Below are 14,772 nucleotides of genomic sequence, written 5' to 3'. Positions count from 1 at the left end.
GGGGGGCCCCGCTCCCCCCCCCGGCCTCCCGGGGGGGGGCCGCGCACCCCCCGGGGGTGCCCGCGTTCCACCCGCCCCCCCCCCCCCCCCCGGCCGGGGGGGGGGGGGGGGCCCCGGGGCCCCCCCGCCTCCTGGCCGTCAGACGGTCGCGTCCGGAATCCGCCGCTCGCCGCCCAGCCGCGCGATCCGCACGAGCGCCGCGCGCTCCGTCCCCGGCTGGTGCCCGAGCACGGCACCGATGCCGTCGAGCACCACGCCCGCGGTCCGACGGACCGGGAACTCCACCGGCCCGACCGCAGGCGTCCGCAACCCGAGCATCGAGCGGTGGCGCGGATCGAGGGAGACGACCGCGCCGTCGAAGAGCGCCCGGTACCCGGGGCGCAGCAGGCGTGCGAGGGGCGGGTCCTTGATGAACCGGACGACGTCGAGCGTCCGCGCGGTCGCGACGAGTTCCCCGCGGTCGAGGTACCCGTTCATCTGGGCGCGGAGCTCGGCGTCGGACTCGGGGGCGTCCTCGACGCCCATCAGCCGGCCGGCGATCGCCCACTCGCGGACGTAGGCGTCGGCGCCGCCGGGGATGGGTTCGCCCCACAGCTGCGCGCTGCGGAGGAAGGCGTCGGTGAACGCGAGGTGCACCCACCGGGCGAGGTCCGGGTCGTTCGCGGCGTACGGCTTCGTGACCCCGTGGCCGTCGACGTACTCGCCACGGACGCGCTCGTGGAGCTTCCGGACCCAGGCGCTCGCGGACCGGGCCGCTGTGGTGTCGCCGTGCGAGACCGTGTAGATCCAGCGGATGGTGCCGGCGAGGCGGCCGAACGGGTCCTCGCGGTAGCGGGAGTGGTCGGCGACGCCGGCGAGCGCCCCGGGGTGGAGCGCCTGGACGAGCAGGGCGCGGACACCCGCGAGGATCGTCTGCTTCCCGCCGTGCACCGACCAGGTGGCGGAGCCGGGCCCGAAGAACCCGGCGTCCGTGCCCTGTTCGAGCTCGTCGATCCAGGCCGGGCGCTCCGTCGCACCACCGGTGAACGTGTCGTTGAGACGGGATCGGAAGGCATCGGCGACAGAGGGCATGACGCCATCGTCCGTCGTGCCCCTGACAACGCGCTCGGGTGGCCCACTAGGTTGGTCGGCGTGAGCATCGACACGCCTCGTCCCTGGCTTGCCTCGTACGCCCCGGGGGTCCCGCACGACATCGACGAGCCGACCGGCTCCCTCTACGACATCGTGGAGGGGTCCGCCAGGCGCTTCCCGAAGAAGGTCGCACTCGAGTTCTTCAAGCGGACGACGACGTACGCCGAGCTCGAGGAGCAGATCCTCCGGGCGGCGAACGGCCTCCGCAAGCTCGGGGTGACCGCGGGCGACCGGGTGGCGATCGTGCTGCCGAACTGCCCGCAGCACATCGTGGCCTTCTACGCCGTGCTCCGCCTCGGCGCCGTCGTCGTCGAACACAACCCGCTGTACACGCCGCGCGAGCTCCGCCACCAGTTCGAGGACCACGGCGCGAAGGTCGCGATCGCGTGGGACAAGTCGGTGGCGACGCTGCAGGACTTCCCCTCGGACGTGAAGCTCGACGCGATCGTCTCGGTCGACCTCACCCGCGCGATGCCGCGCGGGACCCGGATCGCGCTGTCGCTGCCGGTCGCGAAGGCCCGCGAGTCCCGGGCGAAGCTGACCACCACGGTGCGCGGCACGACGCCGTGGGACGACCTCGTGTCGAACCGGAAGCTGTCGAAGCGCCACCCCCGACCCGCCACCGACGACGTCGCCCTGATCCAGTACACGTCCGGCACGACGGGCGTACCGAAGGGTGCGGTGCTGTCGCACGGCAACCTCATCGCGAACGCCGCACAGGCCCGGGCGTGGGTCCCGCAGATCCAGCCCGGTGACGGCAGCGTGGTCTACGCGGTCCTGCCGATGTTCCACGCCTACGGCCTGACGCTCTGCCTGACCTTCGCGATGAGCATGGCCTCGCGGCTCGTGCTGTTCCCGACGTTCGACCCGGCACTCGTGCTCGCTGCGATGAAGAAGCACCCGCCGACGTTCCTGCCGGCGGTGCCCCCGATCTACGCGCGGCTGCAGCACGCGGCGGACTCCGCGAAGGTCTCGCTCGAGGGGATCGAGATCGGCATCTCCGGGGCGATGGCGCTCTCGAAGGAGGTCGTCGAGCCGTGGGAGGCCCGCACCGGCGGCTACCTCGTCGAGGGCTACGGCCTGTCCGAGTGCTCCCCCGTCCTGCTCGCGAACCCGGTGTCCCCGGCCCGGCGCCTCGGGTCGATCGGCCTGCCGCTGTCCTCGACCGAGGCGCGGGTGGCCGACCCGGACGACCCGACGAAGGTCCTCGGGACCGACGAGCCGGGCGAGCTCCAGGTCCGCGGGCCCCAGGTCTTCCGTGGGTACTGGGGCAAGGCCGAGGCCACCGACGAGGTCTTCACGCCGGACGGCTGGTTCCGGACCGGTGACATCGTGGCGATCGACGCCGACGGGTACGTCCGGATCGTCGACCGCCTCAAGGAGCTCATCATCACCGGCGGGTTCAACGTCTCCCCGACCGAGGTCGAGGACGCCCTGCTCAAGCACCCGAGCGTGCGCGAGGTCGCGGTCGTCGGGATCACCCAGGGCGGCAACGAGCAGGTCGTCGCGGCCGTCGTGCCGAAGGACCCCGCGACGTTCGACGCCGATGCCCTGCGGGCGTGGTCGCGCGAGCACCTCGCCGCGTACAAGGTGCCCCGCCGGGTGGTCGTGGTCGAGGACCTGCCGCGCTCGATGATCGGCAAGGTGCTGCGGCGGAAGGTGCGCGACCAGATCCTCGGCGAGTAGCGGCGAACCCCTGGCAGCGCGTCCCTGGCGGCGCACCCGCACCGCTAGGCGCGCGTCCGCTCCGGCACGGCCAGGACCGCCAGCCCGACGACCACCAGCCCGATGCCGACCCAGCCGCCGGCACCGAGGTGCTCCCCGACCACGAGCACGGCGAGCACCGCGGCCACGACTGGCTCGAACAACGACAGCAGCGTCGCGACCGAGGCGCTCACGGACCGCAGCCCGACGGCGTACAGCGAGTGCCCGAGCACCGTCGGCACGAGCGCGAGGTACAGGAACACCGGCCAGTTCGCCGCGACCCCGAGCGACGCCTGCCCGCCCACGACGGCGAGCACCACGAGCGGGACCGCCGCGAGCCCGAACACCGCACCGACGAGTCCACGCTCACCCGGCAGGGACGCGCGAGCCGGCAAGGAAGCGCGACCCGGCAGCGACGCGCGAGCCGGCAGGGACGCGCGAGCCAGCAGCGAAGCACGATCCGCGACGGACACACCGCCGGGCAGCGCGACGGGAACGGACACCGCACGCATGCCCCGCGCGACCGCCCACGAGTACAGCGCGTACGTCAGACCGGCGAGCAGCGCACTCCCGAGCCCGAGCACGAGCGACCCGTCCCGGTCGGAACCACCCGACGCGCCCGCATGCTCGGAGGACCGCGCGAGCGTCACGACGACCATCCCGACCACGCTCACCAGGGTGGCGACGACCCACCTGCGCGTGACGCGCCTCCCGTCCGCCACCCACTCGACGAGCCCCGCGAACACGGGCGACGACCCGATGGCCACCGTCGTGCCCAGCGCGACGCCCGCGTCGGCGAGGGCCGCGTAGAACGCGACCGCGTAGACGACGAGCGACGCCGCGCCGAGCAGCGCCCAGCGACGGCTCGCCGGGTCGGCGACCGCGCGGAGCGTGCCGCGACCGGCGCCGAGGGCGAGGACGATCCCACCGAGGCCGAACGTCACGGCCCCGAACACGAACGCGGGGACCCCGGGCGCGAAGTGCGTCGCGGTGCCGGTGGTCCCCCACACGCCCGCGGCGACGAGGACCGCCGCGAGTCCGCCCACGGGCCTGGAGGCGCGGCTCGCGTCCGCCCCGCCCGTCACGACACGTGGACGCTCGGTCGGCGGTTCACGTCGGGCTCCGCCTCGCGCAGCACCTCGCGCGTCACGGGCGCGACGTCACCGACGCCGGTGAACACGAAGCGGATGGCGTTGCGGATCGGGCTGCCCTCGTTCCACTCGAAGTAGATGCTCGGGACGACGCCGGCGATGTCCCGGATCGCGAGGAGCGTCGACGCGATCGTGTTCGGCACGTTGCCCGACCGGACCTTGAGCACGCGGTGCCCGTGGATGACGTGGCCCTCGACGACGAGGTCCTCCTCGAAGTCGGAGGAGTCGGCGGGCAGGACCTCGAGGAACATCGTCGGCACGCGGGCGGGGATGCCGGAGTCGCGGCGTTCCTCGCGCCCCTTCGACCGGTACGCCTCGGCCGTGCCGGCGCCCGGTTCGTTCGCGATGATGCAGACCGAGCTGAACTGGTCGGCGTCGGCCTCGATGAACTGCCGGGCGGTGGCGTCGAGCTCGATCGACGACGCGCGGAGCTCGAACGACCGACGGACCCGGGAGACCAGCGAGACCACCACGATCGCGATGATGAAGATCGCGGCGATCCGGACGCCGTCCGGCCGCTCGATGACGTTCGCGACGGTCGTGTACACGAACACCACGGCGATGATGCCGAACCCGATCGTGCGCTTCTTCTGCTGCTTGCGCCGGGCCGACAGCGTCACCGCGACCGCGGCGCTCGTGATGAGGACGAGCACGCCCGTGGCGTAGGCGCCGCCCTGCGCGTCGACGTTCGCCTGGAAGATGATCGTGATCACGAAGGCGATGAGCGTGAAGATGATGACGAGCGGCCGGGTCGCCCGCGCCCACTGCGGTGCCATGCCGTAGCGGGGCAGGAACCGGGGCACGAGGTTGAGCAGACCCGCCATCGCACTCGCACCGGCGAACCAGAGGATCGCGACCGTCGAGAAGTCGTACACGGAGCCGAACACGCCACCGAGGTACTCGTGCGCCAGGTACGCCAGCGCCCGCCCGTTCGCACCGCCGCCCGGTTGGAACTCGTGCTGCGGGATGAGGAACGTCGTGACGATCGACGAGGTGATGAGGAACGAGCTCATGATGACCGCGGCGACGGTGAGCAGGCGCTTCGTCCCGCGGATCCGCCCCTCGGGTCGGGCGCTCGTGTCGTCGGACGCGTCGCCGCGCACCTGCGGCATCACCGCGACGCCGGTCTCGAAGCCGGACAGGCCCAGCGCGAGCTTCGGGAAGACGATGAGGGCGATGCCGATCATCACGAGGGGGTTGCTGTGCTGCGCCGTGAGGCCGCTCCACCAGTCGCTCGCGACCATCGGGTTCTCGAACACGTGCCACAGGGACACCCCGACGACGACCGCGTTGAGCAGCAGGTACACCGCGACGAGGGCGACCGCGATGCCGATCGCCTCCTTGAAGCCGCGGAGGAACACCACCCCGAGCAGGAGCAGCAGCGCGAGCGTGAGCGGCACCGGGATCTCGGTGAACCAGTGCGGCGTGAAGGGGTTCTCGGCGATGTGCGCCGTCGCGTCCGCCGCGGACAGCGTCATCGTGATCATGAAGTCCGTCACGGCGAACCCGAGCAGCACGAGCACGAAGAGCTTGCCGGCCCACCAGGGCAGGAGCTTCTCGAGCATCATGATCGAGCCGGCGCCCCGGAAGCTGTCCTGCGCGACCCGGCGGTACACCGGCAGCGCGCCGAACAGCGTGACGAGCACGAGCACGATCGTCGCGATCGGCGACAGGAGCCCGGCGGCGAGCGCGGCGATCGCGGGCTGGTACCCGAGCGTCGAGAAGTAGTCGACGCCCGTGAGGCACATGACGCGCCACCACGAGTGGGTCTTCTCCACCTCGACCTGGTGCGGGCCCTGGTGCGAGGCGCCCTGATCGGCCCCGTGCAGCATCCAGCGACGCACACGGGTGCTTCGGTCGAGGGGAGGCTCGGTCGCGTCGCGTTCCGCGGCCCGCTCGGCGTCTGTCGCGGTCACGGACACGATCGTAGGCCGTCCTAGCGCCGTGGTCTCGCGATCACCGCTGCGACACCGGCCACCACGAGCAGGACCCCGGCGGTCAGGCAGGCCCCGAGCAGGAGCGTCATCGGGTCGACGGTGAACCACGGCAGGGCGCTCACGGCCATCGCGGCGGCGAACACGAGGAGGACGACCCCCCAGAAGACCGTGCCGAAACGGGGTGCTCGGCGCGGGCGGCGAGTGGGTGCCGGGGCCCCGTCGAACGGGGTGGTCGAGGTGGTCGGGGTGGTCGGGTCGACCGGTGTGGTCCGGTCGTCGGGGGTGGTCCGGTCGTCGGGGGTGGTCTCGTCGTTCGTCATCGTCTCGTTCCTCACTGGTCGACGGTCACGGCGCGCGGCACGTCGACGCCGCCGCCGATGACCCACACGTGCACGGTCGTGGTCTCGGCGGCGTCCGCCGATCGCGCTGCCCGGTTCTCGACGGTCGTCGTGCCGAGCGCGCCACCGAGGCTGTCGTCCGCGTCGTCGTCCGGACGGAGCTCGACGCCGTACCCGACGCCGCTCACCCGGACCCGGACGGGAGCGTCGGTCGGCAGCTGGACCTCGGCTCCCCCGGCTCCCAGCCAGAGGTTCACCGTCCCGCCGCCGTCGGTCTCGTCGAGCCCGCGGAGGTCCAGCGTCGGCCCACCGACCACCATCGCGTAGTTCCGCTCGGTGCCCGGCCGCACGTCGTCCACCCGCCAGGTGGTCCCGCCGACGACCGTGACCTGCGTGCCGGTCGGCAGCACCCCCGTCACGACGAGCGCGACGACCCCGATGGTCGAGAACAGCCCGAGGCCACCGCTCTCCCGCCCGCGCACGCCGGCCACGACGGTCGCCACGGCGAGCACGGCGACCGCGGCGGCGATCCCGAGCACCGGCACGGGCAGGTCGGTCTGCTGCGCCCACACCGCGACGCCGGCTCCGACGACGAGGGCGAGGCCCAGGCTCACGGCGACGTACCCGGCACCGGGGAGCCGGTCGGCTCGCTCCGCGCGCCGTTCCGCCTGACGCTGCCGTTCCGCGCGCATCCGCTCGGTGTGCTGACGGTGTCGGTCCGCCGCGGAGGTCGTGTCCCACTGCCAGGAGGCGCTGCTCGCCCCCGCCGCGGACCCACCGGGAGCGACGTGGTCGGGTCCACCCGCCGTGGTCGCGCCCGTCGCCGCCCACGGCGTCGGCGCGGGGTCGTCGGCACTCGTCCAGAAGTCGCGGCGCGTGCCCGGCTCCGCCGGCTCGCCGTGCGCCGCCTGCTCACCGGCCGCCGCCTGCTCGCCGGCTGCCGGCTGCGAGCCCCGGCGCGCCAGGACCACCACGAGCCACACCGCGCACCCCACGAGGGCGATCGTCCACGCGGTCCCGAGCGTGGCCGAGAGCCAGCCGGGCATCCCCCACGCCACCGGGACGCCCTGCCACCAGATGCCCTGGACGGCGGGGACGAAGGTCAGGACCACGAGGACGCCGATGGCGATGAGCGCCGGGTCGAGCACCCCGCGGACCATCCGCTCGACGTGGATGCGCCCGGACGAGTCCGGCAGCAGCGCCCACCCCGCCGCGTAGGCGAGGAACACCGGGCCGCCGAGGAGCGCCACGACGATCGCGACGCCCCGCACCACGAGCGGGTCGAGCCCGGTGCGCTCGGCGACGGCGCCGCACACGCCGGCGAGCCAGCGGTCGTCGGACCGGGTGACGTGGATGCCCCGGATCCAGTCGAAGAACCGTGTCGCCGACGCGGGGCCGCCGGTGTCCTGTTGTGTCATGGCCACCAGCATCGTGGCCGCCGACGGTCGGCACCATCGGGGTTCACCCTGATCGTCCCCTGATCCCCGCCCCGGAGCCCGCGATCGACGGACCCGGGGTGCCAGGATTGGCCCATGCGGACCGCCACGATGTCCCGCCCGGCCCTCCGGGTCGTCGGTGGCGTGTGCGGCGGGTTCGCTGCCCACACCGGGCTGCCCGTCGGCGCGGTGCGGCTCGCGACCGCGGTGCTGGCGGTGTGCGGCGGGGCCGGTGTCCTGCTCTACGCCTGGCTCTGGGCGACGACGCCGAGCCAGGGTCCGGCGACGCCGACGTCCCTGCGGGCGGTGCTGACCCGTCCCGCAGCGGAGGCCGAGGCCGCGCCGGACGAGCACGCGCGCCGGGCGCCGGTCGTGGAGATCCTGCTCGGCATCGCCCTGCTGACGGCGGGCGGCGCGATGGTCGCCTCACGCCTGGGCGCCGACGTCCCGCTCGCGTTCATCGTGCCGGCGATCGTCGTCGCCACCGGAGCGGCACTCGCGTGGCGGCAACTCGACGCCCTCCGGAACGTCCGCGCCGCGGGGTCCTCCGCCCTCGTCGTCCGGGCCCTCGGCGCGCTCGTGCTCGTCGTGCTCGGCATCCTGCTGTTCTTCACCTCCAGCACGCACCCGAACGTCTGGACCGTCCTCACCGCCGCGACCGCGGTGCTGCTCGGCGTCGCCGTCGTGGTCGCGCCCTGGGTGGTCCGGCTCGTCCGCGACCTCGCCGAGGAGCGCGCCGCCCGTGTGCGGGACGTCGAGCGGGCCGAGATCGCGGCGCACCTGCACGACTCCGTCCTGCAGACCCTGGCGCTCATCCAGCAGCGGGCCGAGCCGGGCTCCGACGCCGCACGGCTCGCGCGGGCCCAGGAGCGCGAACTCCGGTCGTGGCTGTTCGCCGAGCAGGCCGAGCCGACCGCCGACCTCGGGGCCCAGCTCCGGGCGACCGCGGTCGAGATCGAGACCGAGTACCCGGCGCAGGTCGAGGTGATCGCGATCGGTCCGGCGCGGGCCGACCTGCCCGAGGGCATCGTCGCGGCCGCCCGCGAGGCGATGCTCAACGCCGCTCGGCACGCCGGTGGGACCGTCCGGGTGTACGCCGAGACCGCCCACGACCGCGTGGAGGTCACCATCGGCGACCGCGGGCCGGGCTTCGACCCCGCGGCCGTCCCGGAGGGCCGCTACGGCGTCCGCGAATCGATCGTCGGCCGGATGCAGCGCATCGGTGGCACCGCGACGATCGCGCCGGGGCCGGGACGCACCGGCACCGAGGTCCGTCTGGTCCTCCCCCTGACCGCCCCCGACCGGCCGACCGAGGAGCACCCGTGACCGACGACCCCACCGCGCAGCCGCAGGCCGCACCGCTCACCGTCGCCATCGTGGACGACCACTCCATCTTCCGGGCCGGCGTGCGCGCCGGGCTGCCGCCGCGCCTCCTGGTCGTCGGTGAGGCCGCGACCGTCGACGAGGCCGTCGACCTCGTCGCCGCGACCCGACCGCGCGTCGTCCTGCTCGACGTCCACCTGCCCGGCGGTGCGGGCGGTGGTGGCGCCGAGGTGATCGCACGCTCCGCCCCGGGCCACCCGGACACCCGGTTCCTCGCGCTGAGCGTCTCGGACGCGGCGGACGACGTGGTGCGGGTGATCCGGGCGGGAGCGCGCGGGTACATCACCAAGAGCTCGTCGGAGGCCGACGTCGCCGAGGCGATCGACCGCGTGGCCGAGGGGGACGCGGTGTTCTCGCCGCGGCTGGCCGGTTTCGTGCTGGACGCGTTCGGCGCCGTGAGCGGCGAGACCGCGCAGGTCGACACGGAACTCGACCGCCTGTCGGCGCGCGAGCAGGAGGTGATGCGGCTCATCGCCCGCGGGTACGCCTACAAGGAGGTCGCCACGGACCTGTTCATCTCGGTGAAGACCGTGGAGACGCACGTGTCGAAGGTCCTGCGGAAGCTGCAGCTGTCGAACCGGCACGAGCTCACGGCGTGGGCGCTCCAGCGGAAGCTCCTCTGAGCACCCGGTCGACGCCTCACTTCGAGCTGATCCGGGTGTACTTGTTCACCGACCACGGCACGAACACCACCAGCATCACCGCGATCCCGATCAGCACCGTCACGATCGGGTGCTGCATCGTCCAGATGTCCGGCACCGGCGCCGAGCCGACGTTGCCGAACAGCTCGCGGGCGGCCTGCACGAGCGACGACACCGGGTTCCACTCCGCGAAGACCCGCAGCACGAGCGGCAGCGTGTCGCTCGGGACGAAGGCGTTGGAGATGAACGTCAACGGGAACAGGATCATGAACGAAGCGTTGTTGATGACCTCGGGCGTCTTGACGCTCATGCCGAGCAGCGCCATCACCCAGCTGAACGCGTAGCTGAAGAGCAGCAGCAGTGCGATGCCGGCGAGGAACTCCAGCGGCGACGAGTTCACCCGCCACCCGACCGCGAGCCCGGTGAGCATCATGATCGCCATCGAGATGCCGTTCAGCACCAGGTCGGAGTTCGTCCGGCCGACGAGCACCGCGGACGCCGACATCGGGAGCGTGCGGAACCGGTCGATCAGCCCTTCCTTGAGGTCCTGCGCCATCGCCGATCCGGAGAACGTCGCGCCGAACACGACCGTCTGGGCGAAGATCCCCGCCATCAGGAACTGCGTGTAGTCGGTCCCCTGCACCTGGATCGCGCCGCCGTAGACCTGGCTGAAGAGCAGGACGAACATGATCGGCTGCAGCACCGCGAACACGAGCATGTCCGGCGACCGCTTGATCTTGATGAGGTTCCGCTTCGTGACCGTCCAGCCGTCCTCGAGCCAGACCGCCGCGGGCGACGTGACGACGACGGGCAGCTGCCGGCCGAGTGCCGTGGCGGGTGTGGTGGCGGTCATCGTGCCGCCTCCTTCTGCTTCGTGTCAGCCGGGTCGACCGCATCGTCGTCCGTCGCCGCGTGGCCGGTGAGCCGGAGGAACACGTCGTCGAGGGTGGGGCGTCGCATGCCGGCGTCGTGCAGCTCGATGCCGGCGTCACCGAGGTCGGCGAGCACCCGCTGGAGTGCCGAGGGTCCGGCCTCGACCGCGATGGCGTGGGTCCGGCCGTCGCCGGAGGCCTCGACCTCGCCGACGCCGTAGCGACGGAGGACGGTCGTGGCGGCGTCCGCATCGGCCTGGTCGACCAGCGTGACGACGACCCGGTGGCCGCCGACCTGGGCCTTGAGGTGGTCGGAGGTGCCCTCGGCGATGACGGTCCCACCGTCGATCACCGCGATGTCGTCCGCCAACTGGTCGGCTTCTTCGAGGTACTGCGTGGTGAGGAGCACCGTCGTGCCCTCGGCCACGAGCCCCTCGATGATGCCCCAGAGCGCGAGCCGGCTGCGCGGGTCGAGCCCGGTGGTCGGTTCGTCGAGGAACAGCACGCGGGGGTTCATCACGAGCGCGCCGGCGAGGTCGATCCGCCGCCGCATGCCGCCGGAGAAGCCCTTCACGGGGCGGTCCCCTGCTTCGGCCAGGTCGAAGACGTCGATGAGCTCGCGCGCCCGTTCCCGCGCCGTCCGACGACCGAGGTGGTAGAGCCGCCCGATCATCTCGAGGTTCTCGAACCCGGTCAGGTTCTCGTCGACCGCGGCGTACTGGCCGGAGACCCCGATGGAACGCCGGGTGGCCTGCGGGTCGGCGATGACGTCGATGCCGTCGATCGTCGCCGTGCCGCTGTCCGGCGTGATGAGCGTGGTCAGCACCTTCACCGTGGTGGTCTTGCCGGCACCGTTCGGCCCGAGCAGCGCCTTGACGGTGCCCTGCGGCACCACCAGGTCGAGCCCGGCCAGTGCGTGCACGGGACCGGACTTCGATCGGTACGTCTTGGTCAGCCCGGAGGCTTCGATGATGGCCATGTCGCTCCCTTGTCGAGCATGGAACATATCAGATGGTCGGTGCCGACCGTGACGCGCTACACGTCGAAGTCACCACCGAAGTCGCTGAAGCCACCGCCGAAGTCGGATCCGCTGTCGCCCCAGCCCGCACTCTCGAACCCGCCGCCGTCGGACGCGCCGCTGTCGGACGCGCCTCCGTCACCGGAGTCGGCACCAGTGTCCTCCGAACCACCGTCACCCGCAGCATCGGTACCGCCGTCGAACGATCCGGGGTCCGGCAGGAAGGCGCTCATGATGGCCGAACCGATCACGTAGCCGGCGACCGTCCCGAGGATCGAGGCGCCGATCATGCTGCCGAACGAGGGACCGGAGCGCTGCCCGGCACCGCCGAACATCCCGCCGCGCCCGTTCCCGACACCGCCGAGCGAGCGCTCCATGAACCCGGGCTGCCGGATCTCCGAGCGCGTCGCGGCCTGGGCCAGGGAGCGCGGGTCGTCGCCGCGCGGGGCCTCGCCGGCCGGCGCGGACCGCGTGAACTCGTCGTAGACCATCCGGCGCTGCTCGTCCGTGAGCTTCGCGAAGGCCTCGGCGTGGACCTCCTCGATGCGCTCCGGCGGGGCCGTGCGGAGCAGGTAGCGGTAGCGCTCGACCGCACGCTCGTCGTCGGTCGACGCCTGCTGACCACCGGTCGGGTCGCCGCCGCCCCACTGCGGCGTGCCGTACTGGCCGCCGGCCGCCGGCGCCCCCGTGGGCGCGGGCTGGTGGTAGGACTGCTGGCCGTAGCGGTACCCCTGCTGCTGCGGCTGCTGCGGCTGTCCCCACTGGTTCTGCTGCGCGGCGCCGTTCTGGTCGCGCTCCGGACGTCCGAGCAGGCGGTCGAGGAATCCCATGGTCGATGCTCCTTCGGGTGCGCCCCGCCGGCGGCGGAGCAGTGCGGCCCGCCGTGGAGCGGTGCCGTGGACTGCCACCCTAGGGAGCGCCGGCGACCACTGACTGAACGCCCGCACAGAGTCACCCGAGAGCCGGCGGTTCGTCACGCGCCCACCTGTGGGCCGGGAGGCGCGGGTCGGGCCCGCACCGCGCCTCCAGGCCCACAGGGGTGACGCTCAGACGGCGGCGAGCGCTGCCGTCCACACGGCGTGCAGTTCGTCAGCCGCACCCGGGTGTGCCACCAGGAACGGCCCACCCGCCGGCGGGAACCCGTCGACGGGGCCCTCCCGGGTCAGCACGACGCCGCCGGCCTCGTGCACGAGCAACACCGCAGCACCGTGGTCGATCGGGTCGAACGCCGACACGCACCCGCCGATCCCCCGTCCGGCCGCGACCTGGGCGATCGTGAGCGTGCCGGACCCCTGCACCCGCAGCGTGCACGAGCGGGCCGCGAGGGCGTCGAGGAACGCGCCGAACCCGGGCCACGGCCGGTGCCCGTCGAGCTCGGTGCCGACGACGGCTCCGGCGAGTGCCCGCGGGGCGTCGTCGAGGCGCAGCGTCCGGTCACGGAGGGTGGCGCCGCGACCGCTCCGGGCCTCGAGCACCTCACCGCGCCACGGATCGGCGACGACGCCGACGAGTGGACGACCGCCGCGGGTGAGACAGAGCGACATCGAGGTCCACGGCACCCCGTTCGCGAGGTTCGTCGTGCCGTCGACCGGGTCGAGGTACCAGCGGTGCCGGTCACCGGGTGCCTCGCCGTACTCTTCGCCGGTGAACCCGTGGGTCGGGAACACCGTCCGGACGCGGGAACGGACATGCCGCTCGACGAGCCGGTCGACGTCGGTGACGAGGTCGGCCGGGTGCGCCTTCGTGGTGACCTCGCCGACCGGGTGCTCACGGGTGAAGGCGATCACCTCGTGGGCGATCCGGTGCGCCAGTGCCTCGGCGCGGGAGGCCACCTCGGTCTCCGTGGGCTCGCGGTCGCGCTCGGGCCAGCCGTCCCGTTCCGCCGCTGCGAGTGCCGCTCGGACCGCGGCGACGTCGTTCGTGGTGATCGAGTCGACGCCCGACATCGCGGCCCAGACGGCCGGCTCGGGGTCGTCCACGGTCCACACCGACACGACGAGGCCGAGTTCGTGCGCGGCCCGGACGGTGCGCGGCGTGAGGAACGCGACGTCGAGGTTCAGCGTCGAGGGCGCGAGCGGCGCGAGGTCCTCCGCGGTCGGCGCCTCGAGCGACTCCCACGCGAGCCAGACGTCGGCGTCCGGAAGGGCCTCGCGGACCGCCGCCATCGCCTCAGGCGCGCCGCACCACGCGACGCCGGTGCTCCCCCGGTGCGCCGCGACGGTCCGCGCGGCGACGAGGGCGTCCTCCTGGTCGGTCAGGTCGACGAGCAGCGAGGTCCGGCAGCCGTCGAGCCGTTCGAGTGCGGCGTCGAGCCGTGGGATCCGGTCGAGGCCGTTCCCGAGCCGGGCGACGTCGCACCAGTCCACCTCGGACACGGGTCGGGCGTCGCCCCACATCCGGCCGAGGGTCTCGTCGTGGAGCAGCACGGCGACGCCGTCGGCGGTGCGGCGGACGTCGACCTCGATGGTGTCCGCGCCGAGGGCCTCGGCGACGGCGATGGCCGGCAGGGTGTTCTCGCGCCGGACGCGCGGCGCACCCCGGTGGGCGACGAGGCGGGGCCGGCGTACGACGCGCCCGGCGTCCGGGGCAGCGTCGGTGGCGACCATCCGGCCCGTCGGTGCCTGCGCGGTCGACGTCATCCGCCGATCGTGCCGGACGCCGGCGAACCGGAGGTGACGAGCGCGTGAACGCGGCGTGCGGGTGGGCGGCCGTCGCCGACTGCGAGAATGGGGTGTGACCGAACGCACCTGGGGCTGGCTCGCAGCCGTGATCGACGTCGTGCTCATCGTCCTGTTCGCCCTGATCGGGCGCTCCTCGCACGGTGAGGCGAACTCCGCACTCGCGCTGTGGACCACCGCCTACCCGTTCCTCGCCGGGTGGGCGATCGCCTACGTGACGAGCGGAGCGTGGGCTCGCCCGCTGCGCTTCTGGCCCACGGGTGTCGTCGTGTGGGTCCTCACGGTGTTCGTCGGGTTGGCGATCCGGGTGGCGACGGGCCAGGGCGACGTGGACGGCAACCCGCTGCCGATCTCGTTCGTGATCGTCGCGACGATCGTGCTCGGGGTGTTCCTGCTCGGGTGGCGCGGGCTCGCTCGACTCGTCATCGGTGCCGTCGACCGACGCCGGCAGCGCGGGGCGGTGTCGGCCGAGCGCTGACCGTC

13 protein-coding genes are annotated in these 14,772 nt (G+C 73.3%); 4 read left to right on the top strand and 9 right to left on the bottom strand.

The genetic code is table 11. The annotated features are described in order from the left end of the window. Nucleotides 1-138: 138 nt before the first annotated feature. Nucleotides 139-1,071: an oxygenase MpaB family protein gene (locus tag ACIPKM_RS17720; protein WP_071295024.1), complete on the bottom strand. Its 933-nt coding sequence runs from the start codon at nucleotides 1,069-1,071 to the stop codon at nucleotides 139-141. Nucleotides 1,072-1,131: 60 nt separating this feature from the next. On the opposite strand from ACIPKM_RS17720, the gene ACIPKM_RS17715 reads away from it, so the two are divergent. Further along, the gene (locus ACIPKM_RS17715; RefSeq protein WP_071302943.1) at nucleotides 1,132-2,817 is read left to right on the top strand and encodes a long-chain-fatty-acid--CoA ligase; all 1,686 of its coding nucleotides are present in this window, start codon (nucleotides 1,132-1,134) and stop codon (nucleotides 2,815-2,817) included. A gap of 44 nt (nucleotides 2,818-2,861) precedes the next feature. On the opposite strand, the gene ACIPKM_RS17710 is transcribed toward ACIPKM_RS17715, so the two are convergent. From ACIPKM_RS17710 to ACIPKM_RS17695, 4 genes are all read right to left on the bottom strand, one after another. Beyond that, nucleotides 2,862-3,920 carry an EamA family transporter gene (locus ACIPKM_RS17710; RefSeq protein WP_402737229.1) on the bottom strand — a complete coding sequence of 353 codons (1,059 nt, stop codon included), beginning with the start codon at nucleotides 3,918-3,920 and terminating at the stop codon, nucleotides 2,862-2,864. Further along, nucleotides 3,917-5,818, bottom strand: a complete 1,902-nt coding sequence (locus ACIPKM_RS17705; RefSeq protein ID WP_402717313.1) for an amino acid transporter — start codon at nucleotides 5,816-5,818, stop codon at nucleotides 3,917-3,919. Before ACIPKM_RS17705 ends, ACIPKM_RS17710 begins: the two co-directional genes overlap by 4 nt. Before the next feature lie 104 nt (nucleotides 5,819-5,922). After that, nucleotides 5,923-6,243 carry a hypothetical protein gene (locus ACIPKM_RS17700; RefSeq protein WP_402737228.1) on the bottom strand — a complete coding sequence of 107 codons (321 nt, stop codon included), beginning with the start codon at nucleotides 6,241-6,243 and terminating at the stop codon, nucleotides 5,923-5,925. A gap of 11 nt (nucleotides 6,244-6,254) precedes the next feature. Next, entirely contained in the window at nucleotides 6,255-7,679 is a 1,425-nt protein-coding gene (locus ACIPKM_RS17695) for a PspC domain-containing protein (RefSeq protein WP_402737227.1), read from the bottom strand. 114 nt (nucleotides 7,680-7,793) lie between these two features. Between ACIPKM_RS17695 and ACIPKM_RS17690 the strand changes: the two genes are divergently transcribed. Beyond that, nucleotides 7,794-9,023: a PspC domain-containing protein gene (locus ACIPKM_RS17690; protein ID WP_402737226.1), complete on the top strand. Its 1,230-nt coding sequence runs from the start codon at nucleotides 7,794-7,796 to the stop codon at nucleotides 9,021-9,023. Then, nucleotides 9,020-9,703, top strand: coding sequence for a LuxR C-terminal-related transcriptional regulator (locus tag ACIPKM_RS17685; RefSeq protein WP_402737225.1), 684 nt, complete (start codon nucleotides 9,020-9,022; stop codon nucleotides 9,701-9,703). The genes ACIPKM_RS17690 and ACIPKM_RS17685 overlap by 4 nt, the downstream gene beginning before the upstream one ends. 16 nt (nucleotides 9,704-9,719) lie before the next feature. On the opposite strand, the gene ACIPKM_RS17680 is transcribed toward ACIPKM_RS17685, so the two are convergent. The 4 genes from ACIPKM_RS17680 to ACIPKM_RS17665 form a co-directional block, all read right to left on the bottom strand. Next, on the bottom strand, nucleotides 9,720-10,574 hold the full coding sequence (locus tag ACIPKM_RS17680; protein WP_402737224.1) for an ABC transporter permease: 855 nt from the start codon (nucleotides 10,572-10,574) through the stop codon (nucleotides 9,720-9,722). After that, nucleotides 10,571-11,572, bottom strand: a complete 1,002-nt coding sequence (locus ACIPKM_RS17675; protein WP_402737223.1) for an ATP-binding cassette domain-containing protein — start codon at nucleotides 11,570-11,572, stop codon at nucleotides 10,571-10,573. The genes ACIPKM_RS17680 and ACIPKM_RS17675 overlap by 4 nt, the downstream gene beginning before the upstream one ends. 56 nt (nucleotides 11,573-11,628) lie before the next feature. After that, nucleotides 11,629-12,441 carry a hypothetical protein gene (locus ACIPKM_RS17670; protein ID WP_083295011.1) on the bottom strand — a complete coding sequence of 271 codons (813 nt, stop codon included), beginning with the start codon at nucleotides 12,439-12,441 and terminating at the stop codon, nucleotides 11,629-11,631. Between the two features lie 216 nt (nucleotides 12,442-12,657). Beyond that, nucleotides 12,658-14,250: an inositol monophosphatase family protein gene (locus ACIPKM_RS17665; protein WP_402737222.1), complete on the bottom strand. Its 1,593-nt coding sequence runs from the start codon at nucleotides 14,248-14,250 to the stop codon at nucleotides 12,658-12,660. Between the two features lie 94 nt (nucleotides 14,251-14,344). Here ACIPKM_RS17665 and ACIPKM_RS17660 point away from each other — a divergent pair, with 94 nt between their 5' ends. After that, nucleotides 14,345-14,767, top strand: coding sequence for a DUF3054 domain-containing protein (locus ACIPKM_RS17660; RefSeq protein WP_070416649.1), 423 nt, complete (start codon nucleotides 14,345-14,347; stop codon nucleotides 14,765-14,767). Nucleotides 14,768-14,772: the final 5 nt, after the last annotated feature.

It is taken from the genome of Curtobacterium sp. NPDC086286 (assembly GCF_044746255.1).
Classification (GTDB): domain Bacteria; phylum Actinomycetota; class Actinomycetes; order Actinomycetales; family Microbacteriaceae; genus Curtobacterium.
This window is presented reverse-complemented; position numbering and strand designations above follow the sequence as displayed.